This window comes from Chryseobacterium sp. FG46 (assembly GCF_057809135.1).
On the sequence record NZ_JBMDJJ010000001.1, the window covers coordinates 212,814 to 228,493 of the forward strand.

Sequence of the window (15,680 nt, forward strand, 5' to 3'; positions counted from 1 at the left end):
TATATATTTTATATAGTATAGAAGACTTGTTTCTTAAACATAAAGTCTTTGTTATTGGCTTTTTTTTGGATGTGTTTCTATTACGATATGCTTCAATTCATTGCCAGGCGTGCTAGCTTTATTAAAGCTCATGAAAAGGCATGCTTTGTTTAGTGTATTTGATGCAGAAAAATTTCTTGGAATACAAAAAGAATTTTCTAAATAAGAAGAAACTGATTTATTTAAAAATTCCTAACAACAAGTAAGTGCTATTCTTACTTGTTTTTTTATTGATCCTCAGTCAGTTGAATTAAAATAAACAACTGGATTCAGCTATATAATGTTTTACGCTCCACTTATTGGAAATATTCCCACTGGTATAAGTTTGCTGTATCAGCTAGAAACCAATTGTATATTGCTGCATATTGCATTTTATGAAGAGAAAAATTTAATATGTACCAAGTTGTGAATAGAATAGTGTCTTGTCCAAGGAGACTTAATCTGACGGTTGGATCGGTATTTCTAGGCTCACGTTAAATGTAAATTACATAAAATCTATAGATGGGATAGATTGTTAAAAAATATCCTTTATGCTTTAGATTTTTTTAATCATATAGTTTTTTTTAAATATTTTTATTAGTTATTAATGAAAAATAATTAATAATTAGTTGAAAAATAATTATTTTAGTATAACCAAAACTAAAAACTATTTACCATGAAAATTTATTATGCTCAATATCAGAGCAAACATTGAAATTCAAAGTTCAGATTAGGAATTGAATCAAACTCTCCAATACATACACTGCAAATAAATTGTATTTGTGAGTGCTATAGATACTTTATCTGCTGCTATATGGCTAAAGGGAACTTATATAAGAATGGTTTGTATTTACAGATCGGCTTAAAGTATCCATCATAGAATTATAGTACTGTAATGAACACTTCTTGAACCTTACTGTTGTTATTGTACTATGTCTTTGAGGACCTAGACCGTTAATGGGTATAGCTAAAACGTAAATAATGCAGTAACAAATTTATTATTAGTAACAGAATACCAAGTTCAATAATATTAATGAAAAACTAAAACAATGAAAAACCAAACCATTCATGAAAATGTTAATGATGATTTTCACATTCAGCAAAATCAATTCAAAAATGTGATGTCTATTTTTAAGAAAGTAAGTCAATCTATTCCTAAGAAAGTAGCTTTGATTTCAGAGGAAAGATCTCTTTCATATGAAGAGCTGGACCGTAGGTCTGATGAGTTGGCGGGGCACCTGCTTTCCTTACAGCTGAAAAAAGGGACATTTATAGCAGTCTGCATGTCTCAGTCTGTGGAAAGAATCATATCTTTTTTAGCGGTACTCAAAATAGGTGCTGCTTATATTCCTATTGATGGACAGTTACCGGAAAGCAGGATTACAATGATGATTGAAGACTCTCAAACGGAACTTATCATCACTGAAAACACCTATATTGAGAAGTTTTCAGAAACGTCCATCCAATTGATAAATATAGATCAATGGAAAGCTAAGCCAATGGAAGTGAACACTGAGATCATGAATCCTGATGATATCAATCCAATGCAGACTGCATATATCATCTATACATCTGGAAGTACAGGAACACCAAAAGGCGTTGAAATTCATCATGAAGCTTTCTGTACCTTTGTACAGTCTTTTACGGAACTCTGGGGTTTTTCCAGCAAGGACAAAACTCTTCAATTCAGCTCCATAGGCTTTGATGTGTCCATCATTGATATCTGGATACCTTTATTAACCGGTGCCACTATAGTTTTGTATCCGGATAATAAAATTATAGGAAAGCCTTTGTTAGATTTTATTATTGATCATAAAATTGATACTGTCCCGTATCTTCCTCCTGCGGTATTAAGTACACTTCCTACGGATATTCCCATCGGATCTCTTCATACTTTATCCATTGCAGGGGAGGCTCCTTCGGAACAAACGGTAAAGAACTGGTGCAGTCGTGTTCGGCTCATTAATGTCTATGGTCCTACGGAAACTACAGTGAGTGTGGTGAGCCATCAGTTTCAAGAAGAAGACACAAACCCTCACCTCATAGGAAAACCTCTAAGCAGCGCCCAGATATACATACTGGATAAAAATCTTGAACAAGTAAACCAGGGTGTCACCGGAGAAATATATATAGGTGGTAAGCAATTGGCAAAAGGCTATATCAATAGGCCTCTGGAAACTTCCGAAGTCTATATTGAAGGACCAGAGTGGATGAAATCGGCCTATGGAACAGATTGCCGATTATACAAATCAGGTGACCGTGCATTTTGGAGAGAAGACGGCAATATTGAGTTTGTAGGAAGACTCGATGACCAGGTTAAGTTAAGAGGCTTTAGAATTGAATTGAAAGAAATTGAACACCATATAGGAAAGCTTGCACAGGTTGCCAATGCAGCCGTAAAAGTCCACCGTCCGGAGCATGGACTGCCCATGCTTGTTGCTTTTCTTGAGCTTTACGATACTGATAAAGAACACATAACGCTAGAAGACATAAGGGGAAGATTAAAACAGAGTCTTCCTACTTATATGCTTCCCGAAAAAATTGTTCTTTATGATAAACTTCCACTCACTTTAACTGGAAAAATTGATAAAAACAAACTCCATATTCCGCTACAGCAAGTCGTTAAAAAGGCCAAAGAAAAAGTTGATGCTTCAGATCTTAAGCAGGAAATGACTGAAATCTGGATGGATCTGCTTAATCTGAATGAAATTGACGAAAATGACAACTTCTTTGAATTGGGAGGACATTCTTTAATGTTGGCCCAAATGCACGATCGTCTGCCATTAAATGTCCGTAAAAAAGTTTCATTACCAGAATTGTACCGTTTCCCAACAATTAATCTCTTTGTAACAGAAGCCAAAAACCGTTTGACTCAGAATGAAGTTACACAACAGCAAAAGGCCCGCTTGGTAGAAGAGCAATTATTAAAAGATTCTGAATTACCTTTTGATTTCGAAATTACAGAACAGCCGGATCCTCAGGTTCTGGCCAATCCTTCAAGAATCTTTCTTACAGGGGTTACCGGATTTGTAGGCTCACATATTTTAGAAGAGCTTATCCCAAAAAATCCCAATGCCATCATATACTGCCTTGTGCGTGCTGAAAATGAAAAGCTTGGTATGGAACGGATCAAAAGTACATTCTCAAAGTTCAAGTTGGTATGGAAAGCAACGTACGAAGACAAAATAAAAATTGTATTGGGAGATCTGACGAAGCCTAATCTTGGAGTTGATGAAAACTTATACCAGGAGCTTCAAATGGAAATGGAAGTCATTTATCATATGGGCAGCGATGTAAGTTATGTTCAGCCATATGAGCATATCAAAAAGCCTAATGTTGATGGAATGGCTAATATACTGCATCTGGCGGTAAATGGTAAAATTAAGTTTCTCATCATTTCTTCTTCAATGGGAGTATACAGCTGGGGCAGAAGTTTTACAGGGAAAACGTGGATGACCGAAGATGAGCCAATAGAGCAGAATCTTCCTGCTGTATGCCGCGATATGGGATATATACGAAGTAAATGGGTAATGGAAAGCATGGCTTCCAAAGCTCGTGATAAGGGGCTTCCTGTGATTAATTTCCGTTTAGGCTTTGTTGTATGCCATGGAGATACTGGTGCAACGCCTTTGAATCAATGGTGGAGCTCTTTAATGCGCTCTTGTATTGAATTAAAAGCATTTCCCTTGGTGATGGGGCTGAAAGATGAAGTTGTTACCGTTGATTACGTTTGTAAAGCCATTGCTTATATTAGTCAGAAACCGGATGCCGTAGGATTGAATTTTAACCTTAATCCATTACCGGAACACGATTTGTCGCTTACAGATTTTTGTGTACGTATAAGCGACTACTGCGGTTTGGAAATGAAAGGCATAGATTTTCAAAAATGGTTTGAGCATTGGAGACGAAATCAGGAACTGCCAATTTATTCCCTGCTTTATTTATTTACCGATGATGTTCATGAGGGTAAATCTCTCGTAGAATCCTATGAAAACACCTATTACTTTAAAAGTGATAATACAGAGCGTTTTTTAAAAGATACGGATATCCGGCCTGCTATTTTTAATAAGAAAGTAATAGAAGCCTATCTTCGCTTTATGAAGATGATTTAATGTATTGTAGCCTTAAAGTTGGTTATTATACAGATTATTGAATTTTAAAGAATCATCAAATTTTAGTAAATTATGTTTATTTGTTAATTTATTTTGACAGTGAATGATCAGCAAATACATTGATAGATGAAGAAATGTTGTTCTTTCATATGGCTTGGTGTAAATTCCAGTGATATTGACCACTAAGAATAAAGTCAAAAACGGTGTCTAAAAGATGGTTTAAAAATATAAAATAAATCTTTATTCTGAGCTGATTTTCTGATCAGCTTTTTTTCTTCTCATTGATTCTCCTTTAAGGTCTATTCTCAGGGAGTTGTGAACCATTCTGTCAAGTATTGCATCGGCTATTGTTTGTTCTGTAATTGCTTCATTCCATTCACTTGCAGGCAGTTGTGAAGCCATTATAGTGGAACGTTTTCCTTGTCTGTCTTCTATAATCTCCATAAAATCCAGCTTTTTCAGATTATCCAGCGATTGTAATCCAATATCATCAAGTATAATAAGATCCTGCTTTTCTATAGGGGCAATCTCTTTAAGGTAAGATCCGTCTGCCTTAGCCATCTTAAGCTTTGAGAAAAGAGTTTGTTGATGCTGAAGTACATGACTTTATATCCCATTGTACAGGCTTTGTAGCCAATGGCAGTTGCTATAAAACTTTTTCCAACTCCTGTACTTCCTGTAATAAGAATATTCTGTTTCTGAGAGAAAAATCGCAGGAAGATAACCGTCCAATAGTATTCTTATCAATATTCCTTGAAGAAGAGGCAGTAATCTCTTCTATAAATGCCCTGTGTCTGAACTTAGTTGTAGTAATTAATCTTTCTACCTTTCTGCTTTCCCTGTCGTCATACTCGGATTCAATCAAGTAGGCTACCGTGTACATCATCTATATGATGATTGGGATAGTGTCCCAAAAAGCCTTGAATTATTTGATTCAAGGCTTTTTTATATTTATTAATGAATACAGGATAACATTCTTATTCAATCCAAAAATGCCCTGCAGAATATGTTTGGGCTTTCCCCGCCACAATTACCCTTTCGTTTTTGTTCTCACAATAGAGCTGGCCGCCTCTTTCAGAGATCTGACGCGCAAAAAGCTTATCTTTTCCTAATCTTGATGACCAGAAGGGAATCAGTGAACAGTGTGCAGAGCCGGTAACCGGATCTTCAAGAATGGAGGACTGCGGGGTAAAATACCTTGAAACAAAATCACAATCAGTACCTGCTGCTGTTACTACAACACCGCCCGGATCAAGATTAATAAGATCAAAAACGGATCTTTCAATCCTGATATTTTTTACATCTTCTTCAGAATCGTATACCAGAACATAATCTCTCGCTTTGAAGACTTCTTTAGGCTGTATAGTAAGCGATCTGGATATCGTATCCGGAAGAGTAGTGGCTTCGGGCATTCTGGACGGAAAGTCCATATAATACATCCCATCTTTAACATCTACTGTCAGTTCACCACTTTTGGTTTCAAAAATGATTCTATTGCGCTCATAATTCAGGATGGAAACAAGACAATGAGCAGTAGCAAGGGTAGCGTGGCCGCATAAATCCATTTCTATTTCAGGGGTAAACCATCTCAGATGAATACGATCTCCATTGTCAGTAAAGAAAGCAGTTTCTGCTACCGCATTTTCACGGGCTATTTTTAAAAGGATTTCATCGGGTAACCAATTTTTTAATGGAACAACACATGCCGGATTTCCATGGAAAACAGATTCTGTAAAAGCATCTATCTGATATAATTCTAACTTCATAGGTTGTAAAAATTTGTGAAGTATAAAGATAATCTATTTCAGACAGGCAAACCTCAGGTATTCTTAAAAAAGGTTTCAGATCCTTTTTATGTAAATAAACAGTTACTTCTTCATTCTCCGGTTTGTAATAATTACGTGGTAAATAAAAATGAAGGAGGTGTCAATTATAAATTGAGTAAGAAGTAATATCCACTAAAAAAGCATCACTGTTTCGGCGATGCTTCTTGTTTTGTAATGAAATTAATGATACCATTTCCTTTTCAATAGTAAACTTGCTTTTACCAGAAGTATTAATACCGGAACTTCTACCAAAGGGCCAATTACTCCTACAAATGCCTGCGGTGAATGAATACCAAAGACCGAAATGGCCACAGCAATGGCCAGTTCAAAATTGTTTCCGGAAGCAGTAAAGGCTATAGACGCATTTTTATCATAAGGGATTTTCAATGTTTTGTTGATTATAAAACTTACAAAAAACATCAAAACAAAATAGATAACCAATGGCACTGCTATCTTAATGACATCCATTGGCAATTCCAGTATTTTAGAGCCTTTTAAGCTAAACATCAGTACGATGGTAAATAATAAAGCGTACAGTGTAACAGGAGATATCTTAGGCACAAATTTTCTGTTGTACCAGTCTGCACCTTTTGATTTTATCAGAAAATACCGTGTGAGAAAGCCTGCCAGAAAAGGAATTCCCAGATAAATCAATACGCTTTCTGTGATATCCTGCATAGAAACATGGGCATTAAAGCTTGCGATACCCAGTTGATAAGGAAGTACATTGATAAACAGCCATACCAGAAAGCTATAAGTGAATACCTGAAAGATACTGTTTAAAGCAACCAGCAAAGCTGCATATTCTCTGTTACCTTTAGCGAGATCATTCCAGACAATCACCATGGCAATACATCTGGCCAGACCGATGAGGATCAAACCTGCCATATAATCAGGTTCATGTCTTAAAAACAGGATGGCAAGACCAAACATCAGAACCGGACCAATGATCCAGTTGAGGAATAAAGAAATTCCGATTACTTTTTTATCTTTAAAAACCAATGGGAGAAGAGAGTAGTCAACCTTAGCCAATGGCGGATACATCATTAAAATGAGTCCTATAGCCAGAGGAATATTAGTAGTGCCAACAGACTGTGAATTGATAAGAGTAGGAATAGACGGGAAAAAATGTCCCAAAGCAATCCCTATACCCATCGCAAGAAAAATCCATAAGGTAAGATAACGGTCAAGAAATTGTAATCTGGGCTTCATGATTATCTTTTGATTTTAGAAAAAACATAAAACATTTCTTGTGCAATTTGTAAGCTTCTTTCAGTATATATTGCTCCCTGTTCCGGTGTGTTATCTGAAATCTTAGGATCTTCAAATGTGATCGGAATTCTTTTTTCTGCACCGGGAATAAAAGGACATCCGTCATCTGCCTGTGAACAGGTCATAATTGCGGCAAAACCGGATACAGGATTGAACGGACTGTCGTATTTTTTTGAAAAACCAATTACCGGAAGGCTGTTATCATCATATTTTACAGCATATACAGGATTGATAGTCTCTGCAATGCTGAAAACAGAAAAACCTTGTTCTGCCAGGACTTCCGCGACTTTAGGAAATAATGCTGTTGTTTCCGTTCCTCCCGAATAGCAGTGAACTTCCGGAATCGCAAAGAAAGAAGCGGCTGCCTGTGCCCAAACCTGTGCCAGATGGCTCCGGCGTGAATTGTGAGTGCAGATAAAATTCAGATTGACCTCTTTGCCGTTATCTGTTTTTTGCTGAATAAAGCTGATCAATGGCTGCAGAATCTCTTTTCTAGCGGGATCTGTATTTTCCCATTTCAGAGATTGAACCGTGTTTACTAATTCTTGATACATGATATTTTAATAGAATTAATTAGCAGCATCCTGATCCCGGAGTACAAGCTGATGTAGAGTTTACGGATAATTCAGACAGGTTTTTCTTTTGTTTTTCAGAAGGAATTCCACAGGCTTCCTGGGCAAGGCAGGCTGTTGTTTTGTTTTTCAGAACGAAATTTTTTCCGTTAAATTCAAGATCATATTTTCCAATCGTTTCTCCCTGATATTCAACTTCAATTTCCGAGTCTTCTATTCCTAGTTTTTCCTCAGAAAGCTGAATGATATGAAGCAGTTTTCCCGGTTTAAGACGGTGTTCGTAATCATCCGCATTCCATAGCTGGAAGCTGACTGTTTTTTCATTTCTGATTACTCCGCCGCAATCGATAAAGTTTTTTATAATCTGACCCACTTCTGTTACATGGAAATGTTCAGGGACAAAACTTCCGTTTTCTAATTGAAATTCAACATTTTCCAGTGCAGGTAGAATTTCTTTGATTTCTGATAGTCTCATAATAGATTAAAATTGAGTATTATAATTTTTAATGTTATATTGCAATATTACGATGTATTTGTTTAAAAAAATGCCTTTAACAGCATTGTTTTATAGTAACATCCTGATTAAAAAACAGGTTGAATTCATTCTGAAACTGTTTCCAGGTATTTTCATTAATACAGTAACAAATTGACTTTCCTTCAATTGAACCCTTAATAATTTCAATATTCTTCAGCTCTTTTAAATGCTGAGAAATGGTGGCCTGAGCCAATCCGAGTTCTTCAACAAGATCATTACAGATACATGCCTTTTTATTAATAATATATTGTAGAATAGCGATTCTTGCCGGATGTCCCAAAACTTTAAGAAGAGAAGCCAGCTTATTTTGTTCTTCTGTATAAATTTCTGTTTTAGTAACTCCCATTGATTTATTTTTATATTGCAATATTACGATGATAATTTAATATAGCCATGAAAAAACTTGTTAATTTCAGATATATAGAATTAAGTTGCTGAATGTCAGTATTTTAAAATCATTCCATCATGAATGGTAACCTTGAAAATAAAAAAGATGAAGCCGAAACAGGCTTCATCTTTTGGCTTGTTGTTATGGCAGACTAATCTTTTTACCCTGTTCCGGGAAGATATAATTTATTTTTAAAGGATTGTCTTTCAATAATTCCTTTTTGATGAGTTCAGGATTATCACCTGTAGGTTTTCTATGGGTAACTACGACATTGAGACCTTCAAGGCTGCTTTGTCCTGTCTTTTCTTTGAGTTTGCTCAATTCCTCAATCAGCAGATTAGGAGTAAGGTGTCCAAACAGCAGATGCTCCGGCTGGCTGTTGGGGAAAGAAACTTCAATTAATATCGTATTAAGCTGTCTTTTTTTAACAAGAGGAGCTGCCCTATTCCAAAGTTGATCAAGACGATCTGATTTTTCTATACGGTCTGCACCCGTATCTCCCAGATAAAGCAGATAGTGATCATCTCTTCTTACCAATGCAGCACTGCTTTTATACGGATTTACGTGGCTTAGTTCAAAGCCTGTGATGAAAAAAGGTGTTTTAGGCGCAGGAATTTCAGTTCCTTCCTGAAGTTCATTGTAATGGTATTTTCCAAGGGTAGGTTTTTGTCCCTGATCTGCAAAATTGATCCAGGTATCTGTGATAAAATAATGATTCTGCAAAATCTGAATCACAGGAGCTATAGCAAAAATATCTTTCTTGGAATCTGCCGGAGAATTGATGATAAGACCTGATAAATGATCCAGATGGCCGTGTGATACAAAATATCCTTTTATCTGATCTTTCAGAACTGTTTCTGTTGTTCCGTCGAGACTTTTAAGCTCAATTGCTTTTCGGATTCCTGCATTTACGGTACCGGCATCAAGACAGAGAAAGGCATTGTCTTTCGGAGCGCCTACAAGATAGGCTGATAAATTGTCTTCCTGCTCACCACCATATATTCCTAAGGGAATGAGATCAAAATTTTGTGCCTGGCAAACAATATTCAGAAGAACCAATAAAGAAAGTGCTGTTTTTTTCATAATACGTATAATAGAAAACCATCTTTTTCGGGATGGATAAAGCAAATTTACGTTATTTTCTGAGGATTGAAGCCCTGTATCTGTAAAGCCTGCGGAAAATGAGCAGGCTTTATTTTGACTCTTGGATATTCCGGTAAGAAGAGTGAGAAATATCTTCCAGTTCCTTTACAGAAATAGGCTGATCATAATTCTTTTCCATGAAATTGATAACTCTGTAAATACAATTCAGGTTGTCTTCCATACGCTTCAATATTTTTAGCAATATTAGGTCTGAAATAAATTACAAATAAAAGAAATTAAAAAATGTCTCCACAATATTGTATTTTAGCTTTCAATAAAAATAGATAAAGAAATCATACATTTTATCGTTTTAAAATAGAGAATAACTGAAAAAACCTGAAACCAACCATGGAAAAAGAATTATCAGAGCTAAACGATCAGGAACTGCTGGAGAAGAAAAGAAAATTCAAGTCCAACGAGATTCTCAATGCCGTAATATTGGGTGTATTGGTGGGTATTTCGATTTATAGTGCCGCAACCAAAGGCTTTGGACTTTTTACAGTGTTGCCTCTGGTATTTGTAGGTCTTGCTGTGAACAGCTGGAATAAAAACAAGAAAGCACTAGAAAAGGAATTAATTTCCAGAAATCTAAAGTAAATGCAGAATTTTAACCGAAAAACAGAAGCAGGTGCTGTAGCCTATTTCCGTTATTGTATAAAGAACGGAGATGCAGCGGGAGCATTAAGCTGTTTTCATCCTGATGCAGTATACATTGACAGGGATGGACGGGAGCTGAGAGGGCTTGATCAGATAGCATTGGCCATTCATGAGATTTGCCGTTTAAAAATGGATATCCAAGGGGAAACTCCCCATATAACTGTTGTAAATGACCTGGCGATGTGGCAGGATCAGTGGGAAATGACGGGAACTGCTCCGGATGGACATCCTATTCATATGACAGGCAATACTTCCTGTATCATGAAAAGAAATGCAGAAGGCGAGTGGTTATGGTTGGTTGATAATCCTTTCGGTTCTGCTGTACTTAAAAATGATAACCTGGTATAAAAATGATCTTGTTTCTTAAAAAATAAAAAACCTTCAGATGCACTGAAGGTTTTACTTTTATATTATTTTACTGATTTTAGTTGCGTAAGAATTGCCCGATTCCCGGAGAATCAAAAGTGAATGCATTCTGATTTTCAGATTTGTCAATTTTATTGCTGATGGTTAATGCCCAAAGCACCAGTTCTTTGCAGAAATTCTGATCTTCTTTGCTCAATTCAGAGGCATTTTCTTCCACTACAGTGGTCAAAGGTTTTATTTGATCAAGTTTAGCATAAAACTCTTCATCTGTATCATTGTAGTTAAGTTCTAAATGATTTTTGTTGAACCATCTGATCAGGTCAGTATACGGTGTTTTGATCCCTTCTTTTTCCAGCTTTGAAATACGCGGAAACAGGCTTTCAAATTGCGTCATTACGGCTTTGTCAATTAATATTTTGGCTACGTAATCAGCTCCTTCCTGTTCGCCTTCATATACCAGTTCGATCTTTCCTGTAATGGATGGAATGATCGACATGAAATCAAGCAGACGTACCGTGGTCCTTTCTGCACCGGATTCAATTAAACGTAATTTGGCTGCTGCCATTAAATTTTCCATAGCACTGATGGTAAGACGGGCACTGACACCACTTTTCGCGTCTACATATTCGCTGATACGGGCCGCAAAAGCAACTTCTTCCAAAAGATCTTTCGCCAGATCAGGAATCTGGATCTGTGCTTTATCTTCAGCCGAAATCAATGCTTCCTGTTCTGTAATCTGTCTGGCAAGAGCGATAGTTTTTGGGTAATGGGTGAAAATCTGAGATCCGATTCTGTCTTTCAGTGGAGTTACAATACTTCCTCTGTTGGTATAATCTTCCGGATTAGCGGTAAAAACAAACTGAATATCCAGCGGCATTCTTAGCTGGAATCCACGGATCTGGATATCTCCTTCCTGTAAAATATTAAACAGGGAAACCTGAATTCTGGCCTGCAGATCCGGTAATTCATTTAAAACAAAAATAGAACGGTTCGCACGCGGAATCATTCCGTAGTGTAAAACACGTTCATCGGAATAGGGCAGTTTTAAGGTAGCGGCTTTAATAGGATCTATATCCCCAATTAAGTCAGCCACATTCACATCGGGAGTAGCCAGTTTTTCGTAGAAACGGTGAGAACGGTGCACCCAGGAAATTGGGGTTTCATCACCCAGTTCATCAATCAGATCTCTGGCAAATTTTGAAATAGGATGAAAAGGACTGTCATTAATTTCTGATCCCTTTACGATGGGCATATATTCATCCAGCAGATTAACCATGCTTCTTGCAATTCTGGTTTTTGCCTGTCCGCGCAGTCCTAGTAAATTGATGTGGTGGCCGGCAAGAATTGCTTTTTTCAATTGGGGAACTACGGTGTCTTCATAACCCCAAAGTCCTTCAAATACAGGTTCTTTAGCTTTAATCCTGGCAATTAAATTGGCCTGAATTTCCTCATTAATCGTTTTATGAGTATAACCAGAGTCTTTTAATTCTTTAAATGTAATATCGTTTTTCATTTCTTGTAATACTTTATCGGGTAAGATTTTATTTTAATGCTTTAAAGTCTGAAATCTGACCTTTATATTCTTCTTATTCTGTTTTTTTCGTAATCTTCAAAAATCATTTGTCCTAAACCAGATAGTCCGGTGAGGAATGCTTTTCCTTTGTTCTGGGCTGTAAATTCTTCCACAAACTGACGGAGGTAAGGATCCTGTGCAATCATAAATGTCGTGATCGGAATTTTCAGTTTTCTTGCCTGTGCTGCTCTGTTGAAACATTGGTTAACAATTTTTTCATCCAAGCCGAAACTGTTCATATAAAACTCACCGCTGGGTAGCTGAATACAGCTTGGTTTTCCATCGGTGATCATAAAAATCTGTTTGTTAGTATTTCTTTTTCTGCGAAGGATATCCATGGCCAGCTCAAGTCCGGCTACCGTATTGGTGTGATAAGGGCCTACTTTCAGATAGGGAAGATCTTTAATCTTAATGGGCCATGCCTCATTTCCAAAAACAATGATATCAATGGAATCTTTCGGATATTTTCTTTTAATCAATTCCACGAGTGCCATCGCTACTTTTTTGGCTGGAGTAATCCGGTCTTCACCATATAAAATCATAGAGTGGCTGATGTCGATCATCAGGACAGTACTCATTTGAGCCTTATGTTTTGTCTCTTCTACGATGAGGTCTTCTTCTGTAAGGCGCAGATCTGAAATTCCGCTGTTGATCTGTGCATTTTTCAGGCTTTCTGTCATATTCACGGCAGCAAGATCATCTCCATACTGGAAGGAACGGTTTTCGCCATCACGTTCATCTCCAATTCCTGTTTTGTTGGTACGGTGATTTCCCGCTCCGTTTTTCTTCAGTTTTCCGAAAATCTGATCCAGCGCATATTCACGAAGGGCAGCTTCCAGTTTAGGCGTTAATATATTTTTACCTTTTCCACTTCCCGTATTGCCTTCTTCAGGATCTTTTTCTTTGATATAACCACGTTTTTTCAAGTCTTCTTCAAAATCCTGAAGGGTATACTCATCACTGAAAATATCATATTCCTGATCAAGCATATCCAGCCAATCGAAGGCTTCTTCAATATCTCCGGAGGTGTGGGTGAGCAAATCTTTAAAAACATCAAAGACCCGGTCAAAATGTGATAATTCCTCCGGCACATGTTTACTGAATATAAATCCTTTTCCGGGATTAAAATTTTTATCTGTCATAAGATGATAAAGAGATTTTGCAGTTATTTGCGTTTGAATATTTCAGATAATATAATGAATTGTCTGAAGTATTCTTTAATTCGTTTCAAACTGAAAAGTTAGGAAAATATCATCTCAAGATTCCCTTAGAAAAATAGAAAATACTAATGATTGTGATATGGAATAAGAATATAATGCTCATCAGATTGTACAGATTATAAATCAAAAAAACTCTTATATCCATAAATGGGATAAAGCTCCGAAATACTCCGGAGCTTTATCTATACACATCATCTTATCATTATATATTCAAGATTACCATCCTAAATAATATTCAGGATCTAACCAGTATGGCCAGTCTAATTTAAAATGGGTCTGAAGCATTTTTTCCGCTTCACAGAAAGCACCTTCCACCCAGCCCTGCTGATCAGAATAGGCTTCCCCAATAATATGAATCTGTTCATCCACCAATGGTTTTCTCATATAAGGCATCACATCTTTTACGGAGAAACCTGCTTTCCAAGCGTGATATCCTGCGCCGTAGGGATCATCTGTCCAGTCTCTGAAGTAGGTTACATAAGGTTCCGGAATATCTATACCATGCAGTTCTCTAAGCTGGTTCATCAATTCATTCACCATTAATTCTGTAGCCTGAACATCGTCAAACTTATGCAGTTCTTCCAATGATGCAGATCTTGCAGCTCTTACTTTAAACAGAACTTTGTCATCAGATAAGGCTTTCCAGAATGTTTCTGTTTCCATATCACCGTAACTTCCCAATAACATTGAATTTTTGGTTTCAGTATCAGTACCGAAATAATAGCACTGTCTCATCGGCAAATCTGTAATGGAATGCCCGGAATCAATTCCCAGTTCTCTCCACCAAGGGCGTTCAAAGCCCATAAGGATTTTAAAGGCAGGCTCCATGATGATAGAACGGATGTTTTTGTTCAGTTTCTGATGCCTGTTAGCGTCAAAGAAGAAATTATTCTGATCCAGAAGTTCAAGTGATTTTCTTGGCATACCCAATACGATTGAATTAGCGTACACTTTCCATGTTTCGTTGCTTTGTATATTCAGGAAGGTTAATTCGTATTTATGAGTAGCGGTCAAATGATGATCTTTGGTGAAAGTAATCAGCTTGTTTTCAGACCAGATGCGTGCTCCTTCATATTCCATATACGTGTTGGCTACTGCATAGGCAATACTGTCGTAACCTTCCTCAATGGTTTTGTAAGTTGTGTCTGCAGAAAAGTCTCCTACCATATAAGGAAATGCTTCGGCAGAGTTCCAGTTGATTGTGTTGGAGTAGTATCCTCCGGCATTTGCTAAGAATTCGTAGCCTTCCTGGGAGACCTGATCTTTGATTAAGTTCCAGAAACCGATATCATTTACCAGACGTTTGTCATAGGGAGAACCCGGGAAATTGTAAACCATTTTTGGTTTTATAGCATCCCAGTCGCGGCTGGTCAGTTTGAAAGTAAAGTCATAGCCATTAGGATCTGCAATAATCAGATCTTTATAGGTGGCAGCTACCCATGGGTCTGACATTAAAACATTATAGATAATTTTATTGAATAACTGATCAGAGCTGAATCCTTCATCATTTTCATTGAGATAATAGCGTGTAATCAGTTTGTTATCATGTTTCTGTTCTTCTGTCCATGCATTTTGTTTGAAACGTTCTTTCCGGATGTACATCAGAAGCTTTTCAGGTTCTCCCATATGAAATGGGATAGGGGTCATTTTATCTTTCAGAACAGGCGTTCTTTTGTTCAGATCTGCTTCTTTCAACGGGTAACCCTCTATGAGTGTTGTTACAATTTCCTGAGAGGTGAGATAGCGCATTCCCCCGAGTTCTCCCCAGAAATTCATTCCCGGCATAATTACAGATTCCAGTCTTCCGCCTAATCTGTCGCTCATGTCGAAGATCTGTACTTCGTGACCTTTATACTTATTGTCTGTTACCAAACGAAAAGCAGTGTATAGTCCGGAAGTTCCGGCACCTATAATGGCTACTTCTACCTTCAGATCAGGCTGCATGCCCGGATAGAGCGGTGTATTTTTATTGACGTTTTCTTGATTCATGATGTTATA

The 15,680-nt window shown here is 37.1% G+C and carries 14 protein-coding genes and 1 pseudogene; 3 read left to right on the forward strand and 12 right to left on the reverse strand.

Annotated elements, in window-relative coordinates; genetic code table 11:
- Window positions 1-1,067 precede the first annotated feature (1,067 nt).
- Window positions 1,068-4,130 (forward strand): non-ribosomal peptide synthetase, encoded by a 3,063-nt coding sequence (locus ACODR7_RS00930; protein ID WP_488836518.1) that lies wholly within the window; start codon window positions 1,068-1,070, stop codon window positions 4,128-4,130.
- Window positions 4,131-4,370: 240 nt separating this feature from the next.
- Here ACODR7_RS00930 and ACODR7_RS00935 read toward each other — a convergent pair whose 3' ends face one another.
- The 9 genes and pseudogenes from ACODR7_RS00935 to ACODR7_RS00975 all read right to left on the reverse strand — a co-directional run bounded on the left by ACODR7_RS00935 (window position 4,371) and on the right by ACODR7_RS00975 (window position 10,047).
- A complete protein-coding gene (locus ACODR7_RS00935; RefSeq protein ID WP_488836519.1) occupies window positions 4,371-4,691 on the reverse strand; it encodes an ATP-binding protein in 321 nt (106 codons plus the stop codon).
- Window positions 4,646-5,016 (reverse strand): annotated as a pseudogene (locus ACODR7_RS00940) (ATP-binding protein). Before ACODR7_RS00940 ends, ACODR7_RS00935 begins: the two are co-directional and overlap by 46 nt.
- A 91-nt stretch (window positions 5,017-5,107) precedes the next feature.
- Entirely contained in the window at window positions 5,108-5,896 is a 789-nt protein-coding gene (locus ACODR7_RS00945; RefSeq protein ID WP_488836521.1) for a PhzF family phenazine biosynthesis protein, read from the reverse strand.
- 240 nt (window positions 5,897-6,136) lie between these two features.
- Window positions 6,137-7,168 carry an ACR3 family arsenite efflux transporter gene (gene arsB / locus ACODR7_RS00950; RefSeq protein ID WP_488836523.1) on the reverse strand — a complete coding sequence of 344 codons (1,032 nt, stop codon included), beginning with the start codon at window positions 7,166-7,168 and terminating at the stop codon, window positions 6,137-6,139.
- Between the two features lie 2 nt (window positions 7,169-7,170).
- Window positions 7,171-7,782 (reverse strand): arsenate-mycothiol transferase ArsC, encoded by a 612-nt coding sequence (locus ACODR7_RS00955; protein WP_488836525.1) that lies wholly within the window; start codon window positions 7,780-7,782, stop codon window positions 7,171-7,173.
- 19 nt (window positions 7,783-7,801) lie between these two features.
- Window positions 7,802-8,275, reverse strand: a complete 474-nt coding sequence (locus ACODR7_RS00960) for a DUF6428 family protein (RefSeq protein WP_488836527.1) — start codon at window positions 8,273-8,275, stop codon at window positions 7,802-7,804.
- Window positions 8,276-8,351: 76 nt separating this feature from the next.
- The gene (locus ACODR7_RS00965; protein ID WP_488836529.1) at window positions 8,352-8,681 is read right to left on the reverse strand and encodes an ArsR/SmtB family transcription factor; all 330 of its coding nucleotides are present in this window, start codon (window positions 8,679-8,681) and stop codon (window positions 8,352-8,354) included.
- Window positions 8,682-8,864: 183 nt separating this feature from the next.
- On the reverse strand, window positions 8,865-9,806 hold the full coding sequence (locus tag ACODR7_RS00970) for an MBL fold metallo-hydrolase (RefSeq protein ID WP_488836531.1): 942 nt from the start codon (window positions 9,804-9,806) through the stop codon (window positions 8,865-8,867).
- Window positions 9,807-9,915: 109 nt separating this feature from the next.
- Entirely contained in the window at window positions 9,916-10,047 is a 132-nt protein-coding gene (locus ACODR7_RS00975; RefSeq protein WP_488836533.1) for a hypothetical protein, read from the reverse strand.
- Window positions 10,048-10,214: 167 nt separating this feature from the next.
- Here ACODR7_RS00975 and ACODR7_RS00980 point away from each other — a divergent pair, with 167 nt between their 5' ends.
- Together ACODR7_RS00980 and ACODR7_RS00985 are read left to right on the forward strand one after the other, a co-directional pair.
- Window positions 10,215-10,463, forward strand: coding sequence for an FUSC family protein (locus ACODR7_RS00980; protein ID WP_488836535.1), 249 nt, complete (start codon window positions 10,215-10,217; stop codon window positions 10,461-10,463).
- Window positions 10,464-10,871 carry a YybH family protein gene (locus tag ACODR7_RS00985; protein WP_488836537.1) on the forward strand — a complete coding sequence of 136 codons (408 nt, stop codon included), beginning with the start codon at window positions 10,464-10,466 and terminating at the stop codon, window positions 10,869-10,871.
- Window positions 10,872-10,947: 76 nt separating this feature from the next.
- Here ACODR7_RS00985 and ACODR7_RS00990 read toward each other — a convergent pair whose 3' ends face one another.
- From ACODR7_RS00990 to ACODR7_RS01000, 3 genes are all read right to left on the reverse strand, one after another.
- The gene (locus ACODR7_RS00990) at window positions 10,948-12,402 is read right to left on the reverse strand and encodes a sigma 54-interacting transcriptional regulator (RefSeq protein WP_488836538.1); all 1,455 of its coding nucleotides are present in this window, start codon (window positions 12,400-12,402) and stop codon (window positions 10,948-10,950) included.
- A gap of 62 nt (window positions 12,403-12,464) precedes the next feature.
- Window positions 12,465-13,604, reverse strand: a complete 1,140-nt coding sequence (locus ACODR7_RS00995; RefSeq protein ID WP_488836539.1) for a vWA domain-containing protein — start codon at window positions 13,602-13,604, stop codon at window positions 12,465-12,467.
- A 294-nt stretch (window positions 13,605-13,898) separates the two neighbouring features.
- Window positions 13,899-15,671, reverse strand: a complete 1,773-nt coding sequence (locus tag ACODR7_RS01000; protein ID WP_488836540.1) for a flavin monoamine oxidase family protein — start codon at window positions 15,669-15,671, stop codon at window positions 13,899-13,901.
- Window positions 15,672-15,680 lie beyond the last annotated feature (9 nt).